We start from the raw sequence: 23,590 nt of genomic DNA, 5'->3' as shown, positions 1-23,590 counted from the left end.
CCCCCCCGGACCCCCCTCGAAAGGGGGGCATGGTGGAGAAGGGGCAGCTTTGGGCCTGAAAACCCGTCACCCCTCTTTCAAAAATGCGTCCGTCCCGGACGCTGGCGAGTTGGGGGCAGGGATTTGCTGGCGGCCCCGGGACGGTTTCCGTTCCGGGGCCGCCAGCAAATCCCTGCCCCCATGCGCTCACGCACGCACACCAGCTTCCAACCCGCTTCCCCCCATCGAGGGGTCCGGGGGGATCATCCCCCCGGTGGGGTTCGGGGCAACGCCCCGATTCTCTTCTGCCTTTCCCCTCACCCTCACCCTCACCCTCACCCTCACCCTCACCCTCACCCTCACCCTCACCCTCACCCTCACCCTCACCTGCACCTGCACCTGCACCTATGCCTGCGCCTTGGCCGGCGTGCGGATGAGCTGGGTGAAAGCCAGGGAGACGATGCCCAGGCCCACGCCGATGAAAAAGGGAATCTTGTAATCGACCATCCAGAGGATGCCGCCAAGGACAGGCACGACCACGGCGGCGATGTGGTTGATGGTAAAGCCCATGGCCATGCCCGAGGCCATGTCTTCGGGAGCGGCGATTTTCTGGTAGTAGGTGCGCACGCCCACGTTGAAATTAAACAGCAGGTAATCGAGGACAAACATCGTCCCGGCTATGATGTGGGAGTCGGTGTAGGCGTAGACGAGGAAGACGACGATCATGCCGGCGTATTCGATGGACAGCAGCTGGCGTTCGCCGAACCGGTTGATGGCCCGGCCGATCATGGGATTGAGGAAATAGTTGATGGCGTTGTTGATGACAAACAAAATGGTGATGGACTGGATGGAGTAGTCGAATTTCTTGACCAGCAGATAGACGGCGAAGACGATGAAAATCTGGCGGCGCGAGCCTTCCAGGAAGGTGAGCAGGTAGTAGAGCCAGTATTTGCGCCGCAGGTACATCTTCTTTTTCTGGGGCGCGACGTTGGTTTCGCAGGGTTTCTTGCACAGCCCCCACAGGCCGACCATGGCCACGGCTGCGCCGACCAGGGCGAACATGCCTTTGTAGCCCATGGCGTCGGCCATGAAATAGATGAGGATGCCTACGGCGATGTTGGCCAGAGCGCCCACGGCCCGGATGCGCGAGAGCACCACCGGAGCCTCGAAGGTGTTGAAATGCTGCAGTGTCAGGGACTGGTTGAGGGGCTCGTAGTAATGGAAGCCCGTGGACATGATGAGGGTGGTGGCGGTCAGGCCCCAGAAGCTTGGAAAATAGCCGGTGGCGGCCAGTCCGATGCCCAGCACCAGGATGGACAGCGAGGCGGCGCGCTGCTCGCTTAAAATGAGCAAGACATAGATGACGAGCATGGAGAGAAAGCCCGGCACCTCGCGGATGGACTGGACAAAGCCGATGGCGTCGGCCCCGAGGTGGGCGGATTCCACGGCGAAGTTGTTGATAAGCGTCTGCCAGGCCTGGATGCCGGCTGTGGAGGCGATGGTGGAGACGAGCAGGAACAGGAGAATGTCGTGGCGTCCCGTGGCGCGCAGGGCGGTCCGGGTGAGCGCGTGTTCCGGACGGGCCGGATCGAGGTGTGCTTTCACGGGATGATGGTCGGCTTGTGCTTGGCGAGCCAGAGTTGCAGGACGAGGAGCGTCCAGAGTTTTTTGCGGTGATCGGCAGCTCCGGTGGCGTGTTCGGCCACGAGGCGGGTGATTTCCTTGGGGTTGAAAAGGCCTTGTTCGGCCAGATGGCGTTCCCCGAGCAGGTGATCGACTTGCGGGCGCAGTTGTTTGCGCAGCCAGTCGGCGGTGGGGATGAGAAAACCGCGCTTGCCGCGTCCGAGGATGCCCTTGGGGAGCAGGTCGGCCACGGCCTTTTTGAGCAGATATTTGCGTTTGGTGCCGCGCAGTTTGTAGTGCGCGGGCAGGCGGCAGACGAATTCGGCCAGATCGCGGTCGAGGAAGGGGGCGCGGGCTTCCAGGGAGTGCATCATGGAGCAGCGGTCCACTTTGACCAGGATGTAGTCGAGCATATACTGGCGGGCGAACACGTAGCCGACCCGGGCCAGGGGGTCGTCGGCCGCGTAGCTCTCGAAAAGGTCCCGGGTGGGGGCGAAGAGCTGTTGCGGGGCGAGCATTCCCGGGGTGGGGCTGCGCCACAGGCCGGCCTGGGCCTCGGCGGTGAAGGCGGACAGCCAGGTCTGGACGCGCAGCCACTGGGGCGCGGTTGCGCCGGCCAGGAAGGTGTCGGCCACAAACCGGGGATTTATGTAGCCGGCCGAGTGGGGGAGCATCTTGGCCAGCGGTTCGATCAGGCGGCGGCGCACAAAGGGCGGCAGCCGGTCGTAGCCGGCGGCCAGGCGGAAGGCCGGGAAATATTCGTAGCCGTAAAAAAGCTCGTCCGGCCCGTCGCCGCCAAGGGCCACGGTGACGTTTTCGCGGGTCACCTGGGAGAGCAGGTAGGTGGGCACGATGGACGGGTCGGCCATGGGTTCGTCGAAGCGGGCCACGATTTCGGGCAGCATGGAGCCGCAGGCGTCGGCCGAAAGGATGCGCTCGTGGTGGTCGGTGGCAAAGCGCGAGGCGACCAGCCGGGCATAGCGCGATTCGTCGTAGGAGGCCTCGGTGAAGCCGATGCTGAACGTCTTGATGCGGCTGACCATGCCGGCGGTCAGCGCCGCCACGGTGGAGGAATCGAGGCCGCCGGAGAGAAAGACGCCAAGCGGCACGTCGGCAACGAGCCGGCGTTTGACGGCCTGGGCCAGCAGCAGGCGCAGCTTCTCGCAGAGTTCCTCTTCGGATTCCCTGGGCTCCGGGCCGGGCAGCGGCATTTCCCAGTAGGGCGCGGTGGTGAGCTGGCCGTCGCGCCACAAGAGGTAATGGCCCGGGCGCAGCTTGAAGACGTCCTTGTAGATGGTCTCCGGGGTGGGAACGTATTCGTAGGCCACAAAGCGCATGAGGGCCGAGACCGGCGTTTCCAGGCGTAAAAAGGGCAGCGTGGCCAGGGCGGTCAGTTCCGAGGCAAAGGCGAAGACGCCGTTTTGGATGGTGTAGCAGAGCGGCTTTTTGCCGAAGCGGTCCCGGGCGGCAAAAAGCGTGCGGCTGGCGCGGTCCCACAGGGCAAAGGCGAACATGCCTTCCAGGGCGTCCAGGCCCTCGGGACCGTCGAGGAGCCAGGCGGCCAGGATGACCTCGGTGTCGGAATTGGTGCGGAAGCGAAAGCCGCGGGTGGCGTAGCGGGCTCTCAGTTCACGGTAGTTGTAGATTTCGCCGTTAAACGTGATGACCGCCCGGCCGTCCGGGTCTTCCATGGGCTGGGAGCCGGCAGCCAGATCGATGATCGACAGGCGGCGGTGGCCCAGGGCGGCCGGGCCGTCGATGAGAAGCCCTTCGCCGTCCGGCCCGCGATGGGCCATGGCCCCGGTCATGGCGGACAACAGCGCCCGTCGTTCGTCCGCCGGGGGCGGTGTTGCCGCCCCGGGCCAAATGAAACCGGCGATGCCGCACATGGCTAGCGGGACCTCCTGGTCGGCATGGAGGCGAAAAAGTCGAGGATGGAGCGGGTGTTGGCCTCGGGATCGAACAGGGCGGCCACGCGGGCCTTGCCGGCTTCGGCCAGAGCCAGGGCGGCGTTGCGGTCCCCGGCCAGGGCCATAATGGCCTCGGCAATGGCTTCCGGGTTGCGCTGGGGGACGAGCCTGCCGGTGACGCCGTCTTCCACCACTTCCGGGATGCCGCTGACGTTGGTGGCCACCACGGGAATGCAGTGGGCCAGGGCTTCCATGATGACGTTGGGGATGCCGTCGCGGTCGCCGGAGGCGTGGATGACGCTTGGCATGATGAAGATGTCGGTTGCGGCGTAGAGTTCGCTCATGCGGTCGTGGCTGACAAAGCCGGGCAAAAAGACCCGGGCGCGCAGGCCATGGGCCCGGATGCGGCGGCGAATGAGGGCGGTTGGCAGGGGCAGGCCGGCTCCGACCAGGGTGAGCTGGAAGGGAAAGTTGCGCCGGGCCAGGAGGGCGCAGGCGTCGATGAGGACCTCAAAGCCCTTGGTGCGGCAAAACCGGCCCACGGCCAGCAGGCGATAGGGCGGCTCCATGTGCACGGGCGAGGTGTCGCGGCCGGTGAGGGTCAGGCTGTTGTAGATCTGCCGGATCTTGCCGGCGGCCTCCGGGGCCTGCCCGGCCAGATAGGCGATATTGGCCTTGTTGTTGGTGTGGACAGCGGCGGCGGCGCGCAGTTTCTCGGCCAGAGCGCCGTCAGGCGGGTAGATGTCGCCGGCCCGGGCGGAAAAGGAAAAGGGCAGGCCGGAGAGGCGCGAGGCCACCCAGGCGGCCGTGGCCGGACCATTGGCCCAACCGGCGTGGATGTGTTCGATGCCGTCGGCCAGAAACCGTCTGGCCAGGGAAAACCCGGCGCACATGGCGAAGATGTTTTCGCCGGCCACTTCCAGGCAGCTCCAGCGCCGCCAGGGGATGGTGCCCAGGATGCGGGCCGATTCGATGGGTTTTTTAAGCAGCCACCAGGCCATGTCGGCCAGGATGGCGGGAATGGCCCGGGCGCCGAGCCGGGTGACCGACGGGGCCACGGCGGCCATCTAGGGGCGAAAGGTGTTTGCGGGCCTCGCCATACAGCGCATAGACGGAAAAGGGCATTCCGGCGGCTTTGGCGTTTTCCACCTCGCGGAAAATGAAGGTTTCCGAAGGCAGTGGATACCACAAGAGGATATAGGCTGTTTTGGGAAGGCTCAAAATATGTGCTCGCCGGACAGGGCTTGGCGTTTGGGACTCCGGCGGCGTTGTAGTCCAGGGATGCCGTGCCTGTAAAGGCGTGGTTGGAACCGCAAAGGCTTGCGTGTCCGGCGGCGAACGGCTAAAGCCTAGGGTGGGGCCTGCCGCATCCGGAGGCTTCGGGCAAGGGCAGGCGGACGGACACATCACAAATAGCCCGCAGGGGCCAACGGCATTCGAGGGCGGCTATGGCGCAAACCAATATTTTGCTGGAGACGGGGACCAACGAGCTTGAGATCATCGAGTTCTATATCGATGAGGATACCGAGCCGGGTGGTAAGCCGTACCGGGCGTATTACGGGGTCAATGTGGCCAAGGTGCTGGAGATCATCCGGCTGCCCAAGGTCACGGAGATGCCCCAGACGCCGCATCCCTGCGTGATTGGCACGTTTAACCTGCGCTCCCGGGTCATTCCGCTGATCGATCTGAGTCTGTGGCTGGGCAAGCCCATGGCCCGCGATGAGAACACCAAGGTCATCGTCTCGGAATTTAACAAGGTCATAAACGCCTTCATGGTGTCGGGCGTGACCCGCATCCATCGCCTGAGCTGGTCCGAAGTGGAGCCGCCCTCGGGCTATGTGGCCCAGTTTGCTGCCAATAATTTCACGGGCGTGGTCAAGTTCCCGGACCACATCGTGTTGCTGCTCGACATGGAACAGATCATCTGGGACCTGAACCCGGCCCTGGCCATGAAGACCGAGCGGGCCCGGGAGCAGGTGGTCGCCCCCGATCCCGGTATCGCACCCTTGAAGACGCTGGTGGTTGACGATTCCAATTCCATCCGCCGGCTGATCGCCTCGTATCTGGAAAAAGACGGGTTCGAGGTCATCCAGGACATCAACGGCCAAAACGCCTGGGACCGGCTGGTGGAATGGCGCGAGGCAGCCACCAAGGGCGGCAAGCCGCTGACGTCCAACGTCAGTCTCGTCGTGACCGACATCGAAATGCCATCCATGGACGGGCATACGTTGTGCAAAAAAATCAAGGACGACCCGGTGCTCAAGGTCCTGCCGGTGGTGCTTTTCTCTTCGCTTATAAACGACCAGCTCTACCACAAGGGCCTGTCGGTCGGAGCCGATGACCAGGTGACCAAGCCTGAGGTCGGCACCCTGGCCGAGCGGGCCCGAAAGCTCATCGAGGCCAGCCGGGCCAAGGGATAGCAGGCCCGGAGCGGCCCGGGCTGTCGGGCCGCTCCAGGGCTGTGCCGGTTGCCCCTATGCCAGGCAGGGCGCCGCAAGCCTGCGATGGCCGGGAGCGGCGGCCGACTGTGGCCTGGGAGAGGGCCTGCTGCCTGGAATGGGCGGGCTGGCGGCGCAGGGAGCGCGGGGGACCCGATCTGGTGCGGACGGGGTGTTTGTCCGGGACCTTTGACGTTTGGGCGGTCGCAATCCATGCATATGCTGCTCGTGGTGCGCAAGGGACGGGCCAGGGACCGATTCGTCGAGGAGCTCAATCGTCTGGGCGCACAGTGCGATGTGGCCGAGACGCAGGATGAGTTGGTGCAGGCGGCCCGGCACCGACGCTACAACGGGGTGCTCTTCGACGTGCCGACCCTGGTTCGGGAAAAGCAGCTCGACAAGCGGCTGTTGCAGCATCTGGCCGAAATCTATCCTTCAGCCCGTCTCAAACATGATCCGGGCACGGATCTGGTCTACGCCCTGGGTTCGGACGCCGGGCCGCCGTCTCCCAACGGCCTGTCGGTGTTTGTGGCGGCCTGCCGGGATTTTCTGCCGCGCAGCCTGCGTCGCGGGGAGCGGGTGGATGCGAATCTGCCGGTGGTGTTGTGGCGCACCCCTCCGGGCGGCGGGGACCAGGGCCAAAGTGGCGAAATGACCTGTACGCTCAATGTTTCCTACATGGGTTGCTTCCTGTTTACGACCGCCTCCTGGGCCATTGGCGACGAGGCCTGGGTGGTGTTTCCGGATGTGCTGGAAGTGCCGGTGCCTATGCGGGTGGCCTGGCACGAGGTCTGGGGCCGGCGTCGGTCGATGCCCGGGGTGGGTCTGGCCTTTTTGGAGATGCCGGAGGCGCTGTTCACGGAATTGGGCCGGCTTGGCTGCATCCCGGATGAACCGGATGAACCGGATGAAATGGATATTGCGCGCGAGGGCAAAGGGCTTTAAACAGCCTGTCTGCGGAGGGATGGCCGAGCGGTTTAAGGCGGTGGTCTTGAAAACCATTGACGGGGTAACCCGTCCGGGGGTTCGAATCCCTCTCCCTCCGCCAAACGATGATCCAGCCAAGTCCGATATCGTCCAAAAAATCAATAAAACAACCTAAAGTCGGGCCGTGCTGGTCCGGCTTTGTTCGTTGTGGTCCCTTGGCATCCGGCTCACCGGCGGATGGCAGTCTGGTCGGCGTTCCGGGTAAGATATCGCCACCGGCAAGCAGCGTGCGTGCGCCATCTTCGCCGCCATAGGCGGCGCACAATTGCGGGCTCGAAGTCGCGCCGGCAGTACCGTCTTGGGCGAGCGCATTGAAAGCCATCGGGCTACGGGCCACATCCCCGTTTAACCCGAAGACGCTGGACCTCTGGAGGCGGAGGTTCACCTTTTTGCGTTTCTATTTCGGACAAGTATCCTGGCTTCGCTTGATGCAGGAAGTCTGGGCGCCAACTTCAGAATAAAGCCCTCCGTCCGTGCTCCAGACGGGCTTGCCACTGCCACTCGAAAACGCTCCGGTCTCGGCGTTTTTTCCTGGTCCTGCCGGAGACGACCTGCGCTAGCTCCCGATCGCAACAATCTGTGCATCAGCACCCCCATCTGTCTTCAGTCAAGGGATGGGCGTGTTGCTTGCGCGCCATCCGGCGGCGTCCGCAGCAGGGGATGTCTTAAAAAAACGTTTGTATTCCCGACTGAACTGCGACGGGCTTTCATAGCCTACACGGGAAGCCGCCATGGCTACGCCAATACCGTCGGCGATCATCAACATGCGGGCCTTATGCAACCGAATGGCTTTAACGTACTGCATTGGGGATGTGGCCGTTACAGCTTTGAAATGGCGATGCAAGGTTGCCGGGCTCATGCCAGCCTGACTGGCGAGGTCGTCGATTTCCAAAGGCATGGCGTAATTCGCGTGAATGCGGTGGAGAAGATCGGCGATGCGGGCGAAATCACCATGACGGACTGCCAGGGCTCGCAACAGCCCACCCTGCGCGCCAAGGAGGACGCGGTACAACAGCTCCCTGGCTAAGGCCGGGGCAAGAACGCGGCTGTCCATGGGCGAGGACAGGGCACGCACGAGGCGGGTTGCAGCTTCGCGAACATCCGAGGTCAGGGGGGTCGGCGCGATGGCACCTTTGGGCCAGGGGAACATGCCAGGCTCGTTGTCGCCCATGGCCAACAGCAGATCGGCGACCATGGCGGCGTCAACATCCAAGCGCATGGAAATCATCGGCTCCTGCGGGCTGGCGATGACCTCGCATTCGGCGGGAAGCGGCACGGCCAAAACCAGATAGTTGTCGGCATCGTATTCGTAGACTTCCGGACCGAAATACCCGCGCTTGCGCCCCTGGCCCAAAATGACCACGCCGGGCTGGTAGATGGCCGGGGCGCGGGGTTGCGACCGGCTGTGACGCGAAAAGGTAACCCGAGGCAGAGCGCTCGGGGACTCACATTCCCGGACTGCCAGGCTCGCCATGATATTCTTCAATTCTTCTGCCATATTCTGTTGTGGCCTGGTCAACTCGTTGCGCGGTGGTGTTGCCATGCAATCCGATAGCAGTTTGTCGATCTGAGAGGAATAGGCACGAGATTGCCGGAATCCGGCATCGTCAGCCACCCCAGGCGCCCTTATCTGATTGGACATGAAAACACGATCCGAAAACGGCTTCCTGCCGACGGCAGTGGTTCTCCGTCCTGGCAGGGAGCGGGAAGCGCGCGACAGCCCGGCGCCTTCCCTGAAACCAGATCAGGCGCTGGTGAAAGTCCGAGCCGGCGCCATGAACTTCACGAACATCGGGCACCCCCGGAGCGAGCATCATGGCGAAACGTAAGTATGTTGTTACAGGGGCTACCAGCCGGACGGGAAGCATTGTGTCGAAGGCCTTGCTGGAGACGGGAGCCCGGGTGCGCGTGCTTGGCCGAAGCGCCGAGCGCCTGGAGCCGCTTGCCCGGTCAGGAGCGGAAATTTGTGTCGTCGAACCCTTGGACGCCGAGGCGCTCAACGCGGCCTTTGCCGGGGCCGATGCAGCCTATGTCATGTTGCAACCCAATTATATCGCTGATCATCTGGATTTCCGAGGATACCAGAATACACTCGTGGACAACCTCGGCATAGCCCTGGAGCGATCCGGCGTATCCCATGCGGTGGCTCTGAGCAGTTGGGGCGCGGAGATGCCCACAGGAAACGGTCCCGTGGCTGGGTTGCATCGACTGGAAGAGCGCCTGGGGCAAATTGCCGGACTCAATTTCCTGGCCCTGCGCGCGGGATATTTCATGGAGAACCTCTTTTCCTTCCATCTCGAAGGAAGCGCACTGGCAGGCCCGTTTCAGCCCGACATAAAGCTGCCGTTCGTGGCCACGCGCGATGTGGGAGAAGCGGCGGCCAACGCCTTGCAGTCCTTGGATTTTACAGGAAAAGCGTGTCGGGAGGTTAAGGGGCCGCGGGCAAGCGATATGCTTGAGACGACGTCAATCCTTGGAAAAGCTCTTGGGCGCCCTCTGATGCCCTACACAATGGAGTCTTTGGAAACGTTCCGGCAGAAGTTGGTACGCGCGGGATGTTCGGAAAGTATTACCGGCCTGATGGTCGAGGTGGTCGAGAGCATCAATTCCGGCCGGCTACACGCGCTGTGGCCCCATTCGCCCGAAGACGCCAAGCGGATGGACCTGGAAGCATTCATCCGGGAACAGTGGGTCGCGCGAATCAAGCCCGAGATGCAATAACGCTTGCTTGCTGGACCATGGGGGGTGGCATTCTCCCCCCATGGCCGCGACAGAAAGCCCGGGCCTCCGTTCTGCGCTGCATTCCTCGCGTTGCTGTCCTTATCTCTCCCATGGGGTGGGAAAATGCCCGCGAGTACAAACCTTGAACAGACTGGTGGCCGGCGCTTCGTGAATGCTCCACACCTGAAAACAGCCGGAATTCGCGGCTGCCAATCGAGCTACGCCTGAAAGCAAGCAATCCTTGGGTCGTCCCCGCTGCCGGTCGCGGTTGCCGGACCGGTTCGGGCAGCCCCGGGTGTGCCGCCGGGCAAGGCGCGGCCGATCCATTTCATGGCGACCTGTCCCAAGGGGGGCGGGTCGCTTTTTTTTGTCGGGAGCAGGCGACGCCCGGAGGAGCCGTAAAGAGGCCAAGGCCCTCTCCGGTGCGAAGGGCCTGTCAGAGAACGGCGTGGTCTTTGGGGCTGCAAAGAAACTATAACAGACGATACATTGTTCTTGAAAGTTGCCTGAATGAAAGGTTTGTAACCAAAGTATTCAATCAAGCGACCATGAAAAGAATAAAATTACAGCGAATTTCGGCTGCCAAAAGGCATAATAAAGGGATGGATGCAGTGTAAAAGTATCATGCATGGTGTATTCTCGGGGTATGGACGCGTTTTCCAGGTATGATGCACGCTATGCCTTTTGGGATATGAATTGCAAGCTGTCGAGGTCTGGTTGAAATCGCCCTGTTCGCTGTAGTTTTCCGACAGGAGTGGTTCATGGAATTGGGAGGGAGCCGTGTTGCCTGAAAGTATTCTCATTGTTTGCTCGGACTTCGTAGAGATGGCAGCCATATCCTGCATGTTGTCGGAGCATCACGTCGTTGTGACTGCCCATAACCTGGATGGGGCCATGCGCCTGCTCAATCGTCCCAATTCGTGCCGTCTGGCGTATTATGAGGTGGGAGATGACGCGGAGGCCGCGCGGGAGGGAATTCACCGGCTTGGCAATGCCGGTATGGAGGTTGTTGCCCTGTTTCGGCCTCCCTGCCCGCAACTGGTGTGCGAAGCTGCCGCGAGCGGCCGTATCCAGGGATACTGCCAGATGCCCATATGCGTGGAATCGTTCCTCGTCCAGTCCAGGGAAATCATGCGTCGGGTCTGTCCGGTTCAAAACGATGATCGCCCGCAACCCTGTCTCCTGACCAACGAGGAAGTGCAGTTTCTCCTTGGCCGGGAGGCCGGCTGCAAGAGTGGTCCCTGTTTTCGTTTCATGGACTAGGCGGGCCGTGCCCGGGCTGTCCGGCGTCCTTACTCCGGATACCGGCAGCGGATGGCCGCGATGACGTCTTCGATGGAGAAAAACGCCTCCACCACCGCCGGATCGAACTGGCTGCCGGAACCTTCGGCAATGATGCGGGCCGCTTCGGTCGGGGCAAAGGGCGGCTTGTAGACCCGTTGCGACACCAGGGCGTCGTAGACGTCGGCCACGGCCGTGATCCGCGCCGGCAGCGGGATGTCCTCGCCGGACAGCGGGGGCGCGACGTCCCTGGCGTGGCCGGGGAGGGTGTCTGCCTGGCCGGGATAGCCCGCGCCGTTGAAGTGCTGGTGATGGTACAGGGCCACGTCCCGGCTCCAGGCATCGACCTCGCTGACCGGGTTGGCAAAAAGCGTCGCGCCAAGCAGGGTGTGGCCCTTCATGACGGCGTATTCGTCGCTGGTAAGCGGTCCGGGTTTGCGCAGGATACGGTCGCTGATCCCCACCTTGCCGACGTCGTGGAGCATGGCCGCAACACGCATCATGTCTTTGCGCCGTTTGGCCTCAGGCACGCTCAGCCCTTGCCGGATGGCCAGGACATGGCAGATTTCGGCCGCATAATTTCCCACCCGGCGCACATGGGGTCCGGTCTCGGCCGGATCGCGCAGTTCGGCCATCCTGGCCATGCGCAGGATGAATTCCTCGGTCACCAGCCCGGATTCGACGATGGCTGTGGCCTGATCGGCCAACAGGGTCAAAAGGACGATGTCGGCCGGGCTGAAGCGGGTCGGGCGGCCGTCGTCATCGGCCGGGTTTATAAGCTGCATGACCCCGACCACCCGCCCCCGGCTGGACACCAGCGGCAGGCTGGCCACGGCCCGGGTGCGATAGCCGGTGCGGCAGTCGAAGGAATCGTTGAAATGGACGGGCAGGGCCGGGTCCATGGCGTACACGTCGTCGATGACCAGGGGTGCGGCCTTGCGGGCGACGAAGCCGGCCAGGGACGTGCCGTCCACCGGCAGGCGCGAGGCCAGATAGACGTGGCGGGTGACGGCGTCGGCGTTAAACAGGCTGTCGTTGTGGACGTAGCTGAAGACGAGATCGCCGCCGTCGACGAGAAAGATGGTGCCGGCGTCGGCCCGAACCAGCTTGCGGGCTTCATAGAGCAGGCGGTCGAGGATGGCCCCCAGGCTCTGGAGGCCGCGCAGGGCGTTGGTGATGGACACGACGCGCAAGACCGTGTCTGCCGGGTGGGAAGTGGGGAGACCCTGAATCATGCACGGCTCCGAACAACATCCGGGGCCTTTACCCCTTTTGGCGTCTGTAACTGCTCGCCGTCCTGGCGTCAACGCGCCGAGCGGCGCGAAAAGGGGGGGCGGCGGTTGACGCCGGCGACCTTGCCGTTTAGTGCTCCCCGGGCTATCCACCGTCCGATCCGGGCCGCAGCGCCCGAGACTTCCCCGGAGGCCACACCGCACCCATGGCCCGCATCCTCTACGGCGTCCACGGCACCCAGCACGGCCACGCCATACGCGCCCTGATCCTGGCCCGGCATCTGGCCGCGCTTGGGCATGAATTCCTCTTCGTCTCCAGCGAAGAAGGGGCAGGGCTCCTGGCGCGCGAATTTCGGGTGGAGCGGTTTGAAAATCCCGGCACGCGCTACAAGAACCAGCGCCTGGATACCCCGGCCACCCTCAAATTGGCCGCCCGCACGCTCCTCAAACGCCCCTCGGAACTGGCCCGGCTGGCCCGGCTCATCGCCGAATTCAGGCCCGACGCCGCCATCTCCGACTATGAATATTTTGTGCCCATTGCCGCCAAAAAGGCCGGCATCCCCTGTCTGTCCATCGACCACCAGCACGTCATTTCCTGTTGCGACCATCCCGTGCCGGCCCGGCTTGTGCCGGACTACTGGGGCATCCGGGCCTCCATCCGTTTTCTTTTTTCGGCCTGCTCGGATTATCTGGCCATCTCCTTTTTCCAGCCGCCGGCCAAGCCCGGGGCCCATGCCCTGGTGGCCCCGCCGATCCTGCGCCAGTCGGTCATGGACCGCCGGCCAAGCCGGGGCAGCCACATCGTGGTCTACCAAAGCTGTGGCATTTGCGACGCCTTTGCCCCGTATCTGCGCACCATCGACCGGGAATTTCGGGTTTATGGCTACAAGACGGACAAGGTGGACGGCAACCTGACCTTTCGCAACTACTCCGAAGACGGCTTCCTCGACGATCTGGCTTCCTGCGCCTACGTGGTGTGCGGCGGCAGCCACAATCTCATGAGCGAGGCCCTTTTCTACGGCAAGCCCGTCCTGTCCTTTCCCGTGGCCGGGGCCTTCGAGCAGCAGCTGAATGCCATCTATTTGGAGCGCCTGGGCTATGGCCGGGGCGCGTCCATGGATCGTCTGGAGCCGGGCCTGCTGCCGGATTTCGAGAAGAACCTGGACACCATGCGCCAGCGCATCGCCACCGGCCGGTTTTGCGGCAACGACGAAGTTTTCGGCCTGCTCGACAGTTTTTTACGCCACGGCCGTCTGCCGGGGCGCTCCTGATGCGTTCGGTCCTGGCATATTGCCCCTGGTTTTTTTAAGGTGCCCCCACGCCAATCCACTTTCAAGGAGAGATGCCCTATGCGTCGCCCCATGTCCCTGGCGCTTGCCGCCGTCTTTGTCCTGGCCTTTGCCGCGCTGGCCTTGGCCGCCGACAAGCCGCTCACCTTCGGCCTGCTTCTGGTTGGGCCCTACAATGACAAAGGCTACAGCCAGGCCCAGTACGAGGGCGGCAAATACGTGGAAGAGCACCAGCCCGGCAGCAAAATGCTCTATCTCGACAAGGTCAATCCGGCCGACCGTCCGGGCGTGACCATCCCCCAACTGGTGGATGATCTGGTGGCCAAGGGGGCCACGCTCATCCTGGCCGGCTCCGACGACATGAAAGACGGCATCCGCGAGGCAGCCGAGGCCCACCCCGATCTCACCTTCGTCCATCTTTCCGGCGACGATGCCCTGACCGGCAAGGCCCCGAAAAATCTGGGCAACGTGTTTTCCAAGATGGAATACGCCAAGATGATGGCCGGCTTTTCCGCGGCCATGACCACCAAGACCGGCAAGATCGGTTTCCTGGGACCGCTCATCAACGACGAGACCCGCCGGCTGGCCAACGCCGCCTATCTCGGTGCGCGCTACGCCTGGGAAACCGTGCGCGGCGAAAAGCCCGAGGCCCTGAACTTCAAGGTCAGCTGGATCGGCTTCTGGTTCAACATCCCCGGCGTCACCTCCGACCCCAATCAGGTGGCCGGCTCGTTTTTCGACCAGGGCTACGACGTGGTCATTTCCGGCATCGACACCCCCGAGGCGCTGACCGTGGCCGGGGCGCGCAAAAAGGCCGGGGCGGCCGTGTTTGCCCTGCCCTACGACTACAAGCTGGCCTGTCAGGCCGCTCCCGACGTCTGCCTGGGCGTGCCGTATTTCAACTGGGGACCGCCGCTCCTGACCATTGCCAGGACCGTGGCCGACGGCACGTTCAAGCCCGGTTTCGAGTGGCTGGCCCCGGATTTCGCGGCCCTTAACAACCCCGACAAAAGCCCCATCGGCTTTACCGTTGGCGACGCCCTGTCGCCTGAGGCCAAAAAGGCCCTGGACCAGTTCATCGCCGATCTCGGCACCGGCAAGGTCAACCTCTATGCCGGGCCGCTTCAGTACCAGGACGGCACGACCTTTGTGCAGGCCGGTTCCGTGGCCACGGACAAGGACATCTGGTTTTGCCCGCAGCTCCTTCGCGGCATGGAGGGCGCCAGCGCCTCCAAGTAGGGGGACTGGCCGGGAGTATCGCGCGTGGACGTCGTTTTATCCCATATTGTCAAGCGGTTCGGACCGCTTGCCGCCAATGACGATGTTTCCGTGCGCTTTGCTCCCGGGACCATTCACGGCATCCTGGGGGAAAACGGGGCCGGGAAATCGACCCTCATGCGCGTCTTGTGCGGCGTCCTGGCCCCGGATGGCGGGGAGATCACGGTCGGCGGCAGCGCGTACGCCCGCCTGAACCCGGAAGCGGCCGGGAGCCTTGGCATCGGGATGCTCAGCCAGGACCCGCTGGATTTTCCGCCGCTTTGCGTCTGGGAAAACTTCGCCCTGGGCGGCGGCCCGGTGCTCTCCCGGGGACAGGCCACGGCCCGGCTGGCCGCCGTGTGTGCGCGCATGGGCTTTGTCCTGCCGCCGGACGGGCCGGTGGCCCGCCTGACCGTGGCCGAACGCCAACAACTGGAGCTGGCCCGGCTTTTTGACCGCGATGTGCGCCTGCTAATCCTCGACGAACCGACCACCGGCATCTCGCCGGCCCAGAAGGAAGCCCTTTTTGCCGTCCTTCGGGCCTTTGTGGCCGACGGCGAGCGGGTGGTGGCCCTGGTCACCCACAAGCTCGCCGAGGCCAGGGAACTGTGCGACACCGTCTCGGTCCTGCGCCAGGGCCGGCTGGTCGGCAGCTTTGCCGCACCCCTTTCCACGCCGGCCATCCTGGCCTCCATGTTCGGGTCGCAGGCGGCCTGCGCCGCAGCAACGCCACCGCCGCGCCCCGATCCGGTCACCGAGGCCGAGGCCCTGGTGGTGGTGGAAAATGCCGTCATTGCCGACGAAAAAGTCGTTTTGGAGCCGCTGTCCGTGGCCATCCGGCCGGGCGAGATCGTGGGCGTGGCCGGCATTTCCGGCGGCGGCCAGGAAGTCTTTTTGCGCGGGCTGGCCGGCATTGCCCCGGTGGTCGCCGGCCGCCTCAGCGTGGCCGGCCGGGAACTGGCCGGCCGGCCGCTCACCCGGTTTCTTGACGCCGCCGTCCATTATCTGCCGGCGTCGCGGATGGAAGAGGGGCTTTTCCCGGGACTCTCGCTTCTCGACCACGTCCGGCTGGCCTTTCCCGAACAGCGGGATGCGGCCCGCACCATTTTCACCGAGCGCTGCGTGGGCCGGTTTCGCCTGACCAACCAGCCTGATTCCCGGGCGGCCCGGCTCTCCGGCGGCAACCAGCAGCGCCTGCTCCTGTCGCTGGTGCCCGACGACACCAGACTCCTTTTGGCCGACAACCCCACCCGTGGCCTGGACGCGGCCTCCATTGCCCAGATCTGGGACCATTTCCGGGAACGGGCCGCGGGCGGAGCGGCTGTGGTCTTTTTTTCCGAAGACCTCGACGAGCTGCTCGACCACGCCGGCCGGGTGCTGGTCTTTTACAGCCGCGCCCTGGTGGCCGATCTGCGCAGTGGGACCTACGACGCCGCCTGCGTCGGCGATCTCATGACCGGCCGGGTGGCGGCCGGGGAGGTGCGCCCGTGACCCGTCGCGCCTCACCGCTGGTGCGGGCCGGATTTTCCCTGGCCCTGGCCGTGGCCGTCACCCTGGCCATTGTGGCCGCTGCCGGCGCGCCGCCCATCGATACCCTGGCCGTCATGGCCGAGGGCGGCCTTGGCTCCGGGCAGGCTTGGCTGCGCACGCTGTCCGCCCTGGTCCCGTTGCTCCTTTGCGGCGCGGCCCTGTGCGTGACCTTTGCCGCCAACCTCTGGAACATCGGCGTGGAAGGCCAGATCACCATGGGCTCGGTTTTCTGCCTGTGGTTTCTGCGTGTTGCCGGGCTGTCCGGCCTGCTCCCCGCCCCCCTGGCCGTGGCCGGGTCGCTGGCCGCGGCCATGGTCGGCGGCCTCCTCTGGGCGCTTTTGTCCGGCGTCCTTCGCACCTATGGCCGGGTGCATGAGATTTTTTCCGGCCTGGGGCTCAATTTCGTGGCCATGGGCGTGTCGTTGTGGCTCATCCTGGGCTTCTGGAAGCGTCCGGGCATGGCCTCGATGTCCGGCACCGAGCCGTTGCCGGCCGAGTTGTGGCTGCCGGCCCTTGGCGGGCGTCCCATGAGCCTTGTCGGGCTTGTCCTGGCCGTGGCCGCCTTTGGGCTGGTGGCCTTTGTGCTCAATCGCACCTTTTTCGGGCTGGCCCTGTCGGCCGTGCGCCAGAATGTCGTGGCTGCCGAGCGCCTGGGCCTTCGGCCCAAGCGCCGGATGCTGGCCGCCATGGCCCTTGGCGGGGCGCTGGCCGGACTGGCCGGCGGCATTCTGGTGGCCGGCCTGTACCATCGCCTCATTCCGTCCATTTCCGGCAACTACGGCTACACCGCCATCATGGCCGTGCTGCTGGCCTCGGGCAGTCTGCGCTTTTTGCCCCTGGCCTGCCTGTTTTTCGCCGTCCTGACCGTCGGTTCCATCCAGCTGCCCCTGGCCCTCTCGCTCGACTCCTCCCTGGCCGGCGTGGTGCAGGGGGTGCTGGTGCTGACCCTTTTCGCCGCCAGACGCTTGTGGCCGGCCGGCACAACCGGGAGCAGGGGAGGCGGGGCATGAGCTTTGAGTACCTGACCGCGCTCATTGCCGCCGTGCTCTTTGCCGCGGCCCCGCTCATTTTGGCCGCCTTGGGCGAGACCATTTCCGAGCGGGCCGGGGTCATCAACCTGTCCCTGGACGGCACGGTCCTTTTTGCCGCCATGGCCGCCTTTGCCGCGGCCCGGGCCACCAACGATCCCTGGCTGGGGCTGGCTGCCGGCGGGCTGGCCGGGGCGGGGATCGCCGCCATTTTGGGCCTCTTCGGGCTGATCCTTGGCGCGTCCGAACTGGCCGTGGGTTTCGTGCTGACGCTTTTTTGCCGGGAGCTGGCTTATTTCATGGGCCATGCCCAGGCCCGCCAGCCCGGACCCGACCTTGGAGCCCTCAATTTGCCGGGCCTGTCCGATATCCCGCTGATCGGGCCGGCGCTTTTTCGCCAAAGCCCGGTGGTCCTTTTAAGCCTCGTGGCCGTGGGGTTGGTCTGGCTGTTTCTCATGCGCACCCGGGCCGGCCTTGTGGTGCGGGCGGTTGGCGAATCGCCCCTGGCCGCAACCGCCCGGGGCATTGCCGTCACCCGGGTGCAGTTTCTGTGTTGTCTGGCCGGCGGCGCCCTGGCCGGTCTGGCCGGCGGGCTCTATTCGCTCTCGGTCAAGCCCGGCTGGGGCCATCCCCAGGGCTGTGAAGGGGCGGGCTGGATTGCCCTGGCCATCGTCATCTTCGGCGGCTGGAAGCCGGTGCGGGTGGCCCTTGGGGCGCTCTTTTTCGCGGCCATCCAGGTGGCCGGCATTGCCCTTCAGGACGTCTTGCCGGGCCTTTCCGGCACGCTTTTCCAGATCGCGCCCTTTCCGGTCATGATCCTCACCCTGCTCGTGGTCAATCTGCGCCGTTCGGCTGCCTTTCGCGAGGCGGCCAGGCGGGTGCCGGTCCTCGGGCGGCTTGTGCCGCGCACGGCCGGCGGCGCGCCCGGGGCCATTGTCGGCGCGCTGGACAAGGGCTTTTAAACCGCGCCCCGGGCCGATTTGCCGGCACTGCGGTTGCCAGCATCGGCCATTTGCGGTAACGCAACGCCAAGTCGCCTCGAAAGCGGCAAAATCCCTGCCCAATGGATGCAACTGCCATGAGAAAACGCCCGCTGACTCCGGAGACGTACTACCGGCTGCCCTGGAATCTGGCCGACAACGCCATTACCTGGCTTGAACCGACCACCAAATGCAATCTCTATTGCGAAGGGTGCTACCGCGAGAACGATCCCTTCGGCCACAAGCCGCTCTCCGAGGTCATTGCCGATCTGGAGCGGGTCAAAAAGATGCGTCGCACCGACGGCATCTCCATTGCAGGCGGCGAGCCGCTCATTTATCCCGACATCGTGCCGCTGGTGCGCTACGTCGCGGCCCAGGGCTGGAAGCCCATCATCAATTCCAACGGACAGGCGCTCACCCCCGAACTGGTGCGCGAACTGGCCGCTGCCGGCCTCGTCGGCTTCACCATGCACGTGGACTCGCATCAGGTCCGGCCGGGGTGGAAGGGGGCCAGCGAAAAAGACCTGTGCGCCCTTCGCCTGAAACTGGCCGAGATGATCCACGAACACGGCGAAGGCAAGGTGTCGTGCTCCTTTAACGCCACCATCTACCGCGACACTGTTTCCGACATCCCCATGCTCACCCGCTGGGCCCATGAGCATATCGACATCGTCCAGACGATGGTCTACATCCTGTTCCGCTCGGCCAGAAAACGCAGCAATTTCGATGTGTTCGCCAATGGCCGTCCGGTTGACGTGGGCAACCTCGTCTACCAGCTCGACCACCAGGAAACCCACGAAGACCTGGACTCCCAGGAAATCGCCGACGCCATCCGGCTGGCCTATCCCGAGCACGAGCCCTGCGCCTATTTAAACGGCACCGAGGACTCCCGGTCCATGAAGTGGCTGCTCACCCTGCGCGCCGGCACCAAGGACGAGATCGTCGGCTACCTCGACGACAAGTTCGCCGAGTGGATGCAGATTTTCCACCACCTCTTTTTCGGCACCTACCTGGCCTACACCCGCCCGTGCTGGACGGCCTGGCTGCAAAAGCTCTTTTTCCTCGCGCCCTTTAACAAGAGCCTGCGTACGATCTTCGGCAAGCTGCTTCTGCGGCCCAGGATGTGGACCAAGCCGGTCCACATCCAGTCGATCATGGTCATCCAGCCCTGCGACCTCTTTGACGACGGCCGCCAGAACATGTGCGACGGCTGTCCGGACGCCATTTTCTACAAGGACAAGCTGGTCTGGAGCTGCCGGGTGGACGAACTCGAGAAGTTCGGCGCGTTTATCCAGTGCGCCCCGCGCGGCTGCTGCGGCGGCGGCTCCTGTGCCCCCGAACCGGCTCCCGCGCCGACGCCGGAACCGGTGAAAGAACCCGAACCGGCCGCCGTTCCCGAACCGGCCCCGACGCCCCAGCCCGAGCCGACCCCGGAACCGGCAACAGCGCCCGCGCCGACGCCGGAACCCGCGCCGGAACCGACGCCGGAACCGGTGAAAGAGCCGGAACCGACGCCCGAGCCGGTCATAGAGCCGACACCCGCGCCGACGCCGGAACCCGCACCCGAGCCGGTGAAAGAACCCGAACCGGTGAAAAAAACCGAGGCCGTGCCTGCGACCCGCATGGACACCGTCCCGGCCACCAAGGGCATGACCGAACCGGCCATCAAGGTGGAAACGCCGCCGGCCGTGGTTATCCCGAAACCGGCTCCGGCCCCGCAGCCGGCCAAGGCTCCCGAGCCGGCCCCCCAGGCCGCGCCGCAGCCGGCCGAGGAACCTGCCCCGGCCAAGGCCCCGGCTCCGGCCAAGGCTGCCAAGCCCGCCGCCGACAAGCCGGCCAAGGCTGCCCCGGCCAAGAAGTCCGGCAAAACCGCCAAGAAAAAATCCAAGGCTCGCTAGCCATACCGCCGAAGCATCCCTCCCGGCCGCCTTGCGCGGTCGGGAGGGGGAAAACCCGATGCCCCAAAAACCGCCTGCTGCTCCCAAAGTCGTACCCCGGCCGTCCTACGGCATCTTCTCAAAATTCCTGCAACTTGCCGGCGCCCAGTGGATTCACGACGCCCTGCATACCTTTTTCCTGATCTACCTCGCCCGGCTTTCCACCAGCGATTACGGCGAATTCATGGTGGCCTTCGGTCTGGCCTCCATCATCCTGTTTTTGGGCGAATTCGGCCTCAACCAGCCGCTGGTCGCCTCCCTTTGCAAGAAATACAGCCACAAGGGCGACATCCTGGCCCAGTACACCCTGCTCAAGGGCGTGCTGCTGGTGGCGGGCTGGGTCGGCGTGGTGATTTTCGTCTACTGGCAGGGCTATACGCCGGGGCTTAAAAACCTGGTCATGGTCATCTCGGCCGGCGTCGGGCTGGAAGCCATTGCCAGCTCGTTTTTCGTGGCCATCCGGGTGGAAGGCCGGCAAGACCTCGAAGGCCGCATCCGGGTCGTGGCCGGCATCCTGGGCTACGGCTATGCCATAGCGCTTTTGACCCTGGGGGCTGCGCCGCACTGGATTGCGCTTTTCAAGCTCATCGAGAACGTGGTCAACCTCATCGGCGGCGTGTGGATGGCGCTGCGCACCACCGAATTCACCGGCCTGTCGCTCAAGCGCAAGTCCCTGGCCCGGACCTGGGCCACGGCCAAAAACGGCACGGTGTTCGTGCTCATGGCCCTGGCCGCCATCCTGTACAACAAGGCCAACCTCTATTTCCTGCAAAGCCAGGGCGGACCAATCAAGGTGGCCCAGTACAGCGTCACCTGGGAGCTGGTGGACGGCATTTCCATCCTGGTGTCCAACCTGCTCCTGCGCAGCATCCTCTACCCGCTCTTTGTGCGGTTGTGGAAAAGCGACAGGACCGAGTTCACCCGGCTGGCCAACAACTCGGTGCGCTGGCTCATTGGCGCGTCGATTCCCATCATGTTCGTGCTGTATATCGAGTCCGACCGCATCATCGGCCTCATTTACGGCGGTGCCTACTACGACGCCATGTGGATGCAGAAATGGCTGGTCGGCACCATCATCTGCGGCTTTGTCCACAATCTGGCCGCCTACCTCATGATGAGCCAGGGCAAGCAGCGTCTGCTGCTTTTTGTCTACATCGGCGGCCTGGGCATCAATCTGGCCCTGTGCTCCACGCTCATTCCCATGGACCCGCTCCTTGGCACCTGCTTGGCCATGCTCATCACCAAGGCGGCCGTGGCCCTGACCACCACTGCCTACTGCCAGGCGACCATGCGCATCATCGACATCAAGTCCATGTGGCGCATCGCTGCGGCCTGCGCGGCCGGGGCCGTCCTGTATCTGGCCACCTATCGCTTCGGCATCCGCGAGATCCCCGAGATCCTGGCCCTGGTGCCGTTTATTTTCCTGGTGCGCCAGTGGCAGCGGGAACTGAAGGCCCAGAAGGTGCAAGCCGGCATCAACTGATTGTGCGGTTTTTCCTGTCCCCGGTCCTTTGCCTGTGGTAACAGCCAGGGGAAGCGAGGACGAAAACCATGAATACATCATTGCGTCATCTTGTTGTGTCGCTTTGTCTCGTCGGCTTGTTGCCGGCAACATCCGTGCTGGCCAAAAACGACCAGGGCCAGATGGGGCAGGGCGGGGGGCAGAGCCAACAGGGGCAATACCCGCAAAATCAGGGCCAAGGCCAGATGATGAATCAGGGCCAGATGATGAACCAAGGCCAGATGATGAATCAGGGGCAGATGGGCCAGGGGCAGCGACAGGGCCAACAGGGCCAACAGGGCCTGAACCAACAGAATCAACAGAATCAGGGCCAGATGGGCCAGGGGCAGCAGCATGGACTGGGACAGCAGGACCAGGACCAGCAGCAGTCCAAGAAGAAGTCCAAGAAGCACAAGAAGCACGGCCCACCCGACCATGCCCCGGCCTGGGGCTACCGCAACCAACAATAATGGGCATGCGCCACGCAAAAGGGCCGCCGCTCCCCTCGGAAGCGGCGGCCCTTTTTCTCGTCTCTGCCCTGGATTCAGTCCCGAATCACCGACTTGACCACGCCGCCCCAGCCGACCTTGTAGCGGATGCCGCGCCAGGACATGGTGTTGGTGGCAAAGGTGCGGCCAAAACACCAGGCCAGCATGACAAACGTCGCATACGTAGCCCCGAAGCCAGGGGAGGACGCCCACCGGCCGGGGGGTCAGGCTGCGGAAAAACAGTCCGAGACCGGCAAAGCCAGCCAGATAGAGGGCCGAGAGGGCCGCGGACAAGCCGCTGCCGTAGCCGACAACCCAGGCCGCGAGCAGCCCGAAGGCCGCCACTGGCGGGACAGACAGGAGCAGCACGGCCAGGATGGACACCAGCCAGCCCGGCGGGATGCAGAACTTGAGATAGAGGAGCTGGCGGGTGAGCCAGTCATCCCAGCGGGCAAGGCTCACCTTCTCAAGGGGTGTTAGCAGGCAGGCGGCGGCAACCGGCCAGGCGGTTACGCCGAAACGGTGCAGGTGCGGCCCCATGGAAAAGTCATCGACAATGTTTTGCCCCCACAACCGGACCAGCCCGAAGCGGTCAAATGCCGACCGGGAGATGGCCATGGCCCCGCCCCAGGGCTGGGTGATGGCCCGGATGGGCTGGAGCAGGTGCAGGGCCAGACAGGTGTTGGCCATGCCCACGGTGGCCGTGGCCCCGTCGCAGGTCACGATCTTGTGAAACCCGCTGGTCATGGGCGCGTCGCCGCGCAGGATGGGCGCGGCCAGATTGGACACGAAATGGCGGTCGGCCAGATGGGTGGAGTCGCAGAAAACGAACACCTCGGCGGTCTGGGCGGCCCGGACGCCGGCCAGGATGCTGTGGTTTTTCTGGCCGCAGGTCGTGGCCGGACCGGAGACGACCTGCATGACCCGCAGATCGTTCCCGGCCACGCCGGCGACCAGGGCCGCAGCCGGGTCATCGGCCTGGGCGGTCACGAAAATCACCGTATAATCGGGGTAATCCTGGTCAATGAGCGAGGCCACGGCCTGGCGCATTCCGGGCGTGTCGCCGGTGACCGGCACGATGGCCGTCACCCGGGGACAGCGTTCGGGCAGCGCCTCGGGACCGTCGCCGCCGCGCACGTGCTTTTGGCCAAGCAGATAGAGGGCGGCCAGCACGCACAGTTGTGCGGCCATGACGCCGTAAACGAACAACTCCACAGATCCTCCTGATGATCGCCCCGGGCGGGGATGCTGTCTGGCCCGGGACGCGTCCGCGAAATCTGTTTCTCCAGATTTCGGAACATACTGACCACGTGTATTATTTTTCGTGTCTCGCCAAAAAATCCGCTCACCGGCCTCAGCCACGCCGGACAACCAAATCAAACTCCCCCAGGTGGGATTCCAAAGGGAAT

17 protein-coding genes and 1 tRNA gene are annotated in these 23,590 nt (G+C 64.2%); 12 read left to right on the top strand and 6 right to left on the bottom strand.

Annotation, left to right across the window (positions count from 1 at the left end; translation table 11 throughout):
* Positions 1–384: 384 nt before the first annotated feature.
* Genes DVDV_RS15180 through DVDV_RS15170 form a run of 3 tightly spaced genes read right to left on the bottom strand, consistent with a single transcriptional unit; the run spans position 385 to position 4,570 of the window.
* Positions 385–1,584 carry an MFS transporter gene (locus DVDV_RS15180; protein WP_075355482.1) on the bottom strand — a complete coding sequence of 400 codons (1,200 nt, stop codon included), beginning with the start codon at positions 1,582–1,584 and terminating at the stop codon, positions 385–387.
* Positions 1,581–3,491, bottom strand: coding sequence for an asparagine synthase (glutamine-hydrolyzing) (gene asnB / locus DVDV_RS15175; protein ID WP_075355481.1), 1,911 nt, complete (start codon positions 3,489–3,491; stop codon positions 1,581–1,583). Before asnB ends, DVDV_RS15180 begins: the two co-directional genes overlap by 4 nt.
* Positions 3,492–3,493: 2 nt before the next feature.
* Positions 3,494–4,570, bottom strand: a complete 1,077-nt coding sequence (locus DVDV_RS15170) for a glycosyltransferase family 4 protein (RefSeq protein ID WP_254845398.1) — start codon at positions 4,568–4,570, stop codon at positions 3,494–3,496.
* Positions 4,571–4,960: 390 nt separating this feature from the next.
* Here DVDV_RS15170 and DVDV_RS15165 point away from each other — a divergent pair, with 390 nt between their 5' ends.
* The 3 genes from DVDV_RS15165 (at position 4,961) to DVDV_RS15155 (ending at position 6,998) form a co-directional block, all read left to right on the top strand.
* The gene (locus tag DVDV_RS15165) at positions 4,961–5,932 is read left to right on the top strand and encodes a chemotaxis protein (RefSeq protein WP_075355480.1); all 972 of its coding nucleotides are present in this window, start codon (positions 4,961–4,963) and stop codon (positions 5,930–5,932) included.
* Between the two features lie 231 nt (positions 5,933–6,163).
* Positions 6,164–6,895, top strand: a complete 732-nt coding sequence (locus DVDV_RS15160) for a PilZ domain-containing protein (protein ID WP_075355479.1) — start codon at positions 6,164–6,166, stop codon at positions 6,893–6,895.
* Between the two features lie 13 nt (positions 6,896–6,908).
* Positions 6,909–6,998, top strand: a tRNA-Ser gene (locus DVDV_RS15155).
* A gap of 546 nt (positions 6,999–7,544) precedes the next feature.
* Here DVDV_RS15155 and DVDV_RS15150 read toward each other — a convergent pair.
* Complete coding sequence (locus tag DVDV_RS15150; protein WP_254845397.1) at positions 7,545–8,552, bottom strand: AraC family transcriptional regulator; 1,008 nt, start codon at positions 8,550–8,552, stop codon at positions 7,545–7,547.
* Between the two features lie 200 nt (positions 8,553–8,752).
* Here DVDV_RS15150 and DVDV_RS15145 point away from each other — a divergent pair, with 200 nt between their 5' ends.
* Complete coding sequence (locus DVDV_RS15145) at positions 8,753–9,658, top strand: NAD(P)H-binding protein (protein WP_075355478.1); 906 nt, start codon at positions 8,753–8,755, stop codon at positions 9,656–9,658.
* Between the two features lie 1,086 nt (positions 9,659–10,744).
* Positions 10,745–10,921: a hypothetical protein gene (locus tag DVDV_RS22795; protein WP_175577110.1), complete on the top strand. Its 177-nt coding sequence runs from the start codon at positions 10,745–10,747 to the stop codon at positions 10,919–10,921.
* 29 nt (positions 10,922–10,950) lie between these two features.
* Here DVDV_RS22795 and DVDV_RS15135 read toward each other — a convergent pair whose 3' ends face one another.
* Complete coding sequence (locus DVDV_RS15135; RefSeq protein WP_075355476.1) at positions 10,951–12,174, bottom strand: HD domain-containing phosphohydrolase; 1,224 nt, start codon at positions 12,172–12,174, stop codon at positions 10,951–10,953.
* 203 nt (positions 12,175–12,377) lie between these two features.
* Between DVDV_RS15135 and DVDV_RS15130 the strand changes: the two genes are divergently transcribed.
* From DVDV_RS15130 to DVDV_RS15100, 7 genes are all read left to right on the top strand, one after another.
* On the top strand, positions 12,378–13,442 hold the full coding sequence (locus DVDV_RS15130; protein ID WP_075355475.1) for a glycosyltransferase family protein: 1,065 nt from the start codon (positions 12,378–12,380) through the stop codon (positions 13,440–13,442).
* 78 nt (positions 13,443–13,520) lie between these two features.
* Entirely contained in the window at positions 13,521–14,699 is a 1,179-nt protein-coding gene (locus tag DVDV_RS15125; protein WP_075355474.1) for a BMP family protein, read from the top strand.
* A gap of 24 nt (positions 14,700–14,723) precedes the next feature.
* The gene (locus DVDV_RS15120; RefSeq protein WP_075355473.1) at positions 14,724–16,208 is read left to right on the top strand and encodes an ATP-binding cassette domain-containing protein; all 1,485 of its coding nucleotides are present in this window, start codon (positions 14,724–14,726) and stop codon (positions 16,206–16,208) included.
* Positions 16,205–17,257, top strand: coding sequence for an ABC transporter permease (locus DVDV_RS15115; RefSeq protein WP_075355472.1), 1,053 nt, complete (start codon positions 16,205–16,207; stop codon positions 17,255–17,257). The genes DVDV_RS15120 and DVDV_RS15115 overlap by 4 nt, the downstream gene beginning before the upstream one ends.
* Positions 17,254–18,237 (top strand): ABC transporter permease, encoded by a 984-nt coding sequence (locus tag DVDV_RS15110; RefSeq protein WP_075355471.1) that lies wholly within the window; start codon positions 17,254–17,256, stop codon positions 18,235–18,237. Before DVDV_RS15115 ends, DVDV_RS15110 begins: the two co-directional genes overlap by 4 nt.
* 116 nt (positions 18,238–18,353) lie before the next feature.
* Positions 18,354–20,153, top strand: a complete 1,800-nt coding sequence (locus tag DVDV_RS15105; RefSeq protein WP_075355470.1) for a radical SAM protein — start codon at positions 18,354–18,356, stop codon at positions 20,151–20,153.
* A 58-nt stretch (positions 20,154–20,211) separates the two neighbouring features.
* Positions 20,212–21,675 (top strand): oligosaccharide flippase family protein, encoded by a 1,464-nt coding sequence (locus tag DVDV_RS15100; protein ID WP_075355469.1) that lies wholly within the window; start codon positions 20,212–20,214, stop codon positions 21,673–21,675.
* A gap of 77 nt (positions 21,676–21,752) precedes the next feature.
* Here DVDV_RS15100 and DVDV_RS15090 read toward each other — a convergent pair whose 3' ends face one another.
* Complete coding sequence (locus DVDV_RS15090; RefSeq protein WP_254845396.1) at positions 21,753–23,396, bottom strand: glycosyltransferase; 1,644 nt, start codon at positions 23,394–23,396, stop codon at positions 21,753–21,755.
* Positions 23,397–23,590: the final 194 nt, after the last annotated feature.

This window comes from Desulfovibrio sp. DV (genome assembly GCF_001936595.1).
Taxonomy (GTDB): Bacteria; Desulfobacterota; Desulfovibrionia; order Desulfovibrionales; family Desulfovibrionaceae; genus Solidesulfovibrio.
Note: the sequence above shows the minus strand (reverse complement) of the source record. Positions and strands in the feature narration are given on the sequence as shown.

Bases quoted from the DNA above. Each gene is read 5' to 3' on its own strand.
- DVDV_RS15160 (WP_075355479.1), top strand. From the start codon at position 6,164: ATGCATATGCTGCTCGTGGTGCGCAAGGGACGGGCCAGGGACCGATTC.
- DVDV_RS15145 (WP_075355478.1), top strand. From the start codon at position 8,753: ATGGCGAAACGTAAGTATGTTGTTACAGGGGCTACCAGCCGGACGGGA.
- DVDV_RS15165 (WP_075355480.1), top strand. From the start codon at position 4,961: ATGGCGCAAACCAATATTTTGCTGGAGACGGGGACCAACGAGCTTGAG.
- DVDV_RS15130 (WP_075355475.1), top strand. From the start codon at position 12,378: ATGGCCCGCATCCTCTACGGCGTCCACGGCACCCAGCACGGCCACGCC.
- DVDV_RS15105 (WP_075355470.1), top strand. From the start codon at position 18,354: ATGAGAAAACGCCCGCTGACTCCGGAGACGTACTACCGGCTGCCCTGG.
- DVDV_RS22795 (WP_175577110.1), top strand. From the start codon at position 10,745: ATGCCCATATGCGTGGAATCGTTCCTCGTCCAGTCCAGGGAAATCATG.
- DVDV_RS15110 (WP_075355471.1), top strand. From the start codon at position 17,254: ATGAGCTTTGAGTACCTGACCGCGCTCATTGCCGCCGTGCTCTTTGCC.
- DVDV_RS15135 (WP_075355476.1), bottom strand. From the start codon at position 12,174: ATGATTCAGGGTCTCCCCACTTCCCACCCGGCAGACACGGTCTTGCGC.
- DVDV_RS15125 (WP_075355474.1), top strand. From the start codon at position 13,521: ATGCGTCGCCCCATGTCCCTGGCGCTTGCCGCCGTCTTTGTCCTGGCC.
- asnB (WP_075355481.1), bottom strand. From the start codon at position 3,491: ATGTGCGGCATCGCCGGTTTCATTTGGCCCGGGGCGGCAACACCGCCC.
- DVDV_RS15100 (WP_075355469.1), top strand. From the start codon at position 20,212: ATGCCCCAAAAACCGCCTGCTGCTCCCAAAGTCGTACCCCGGCCGTCC.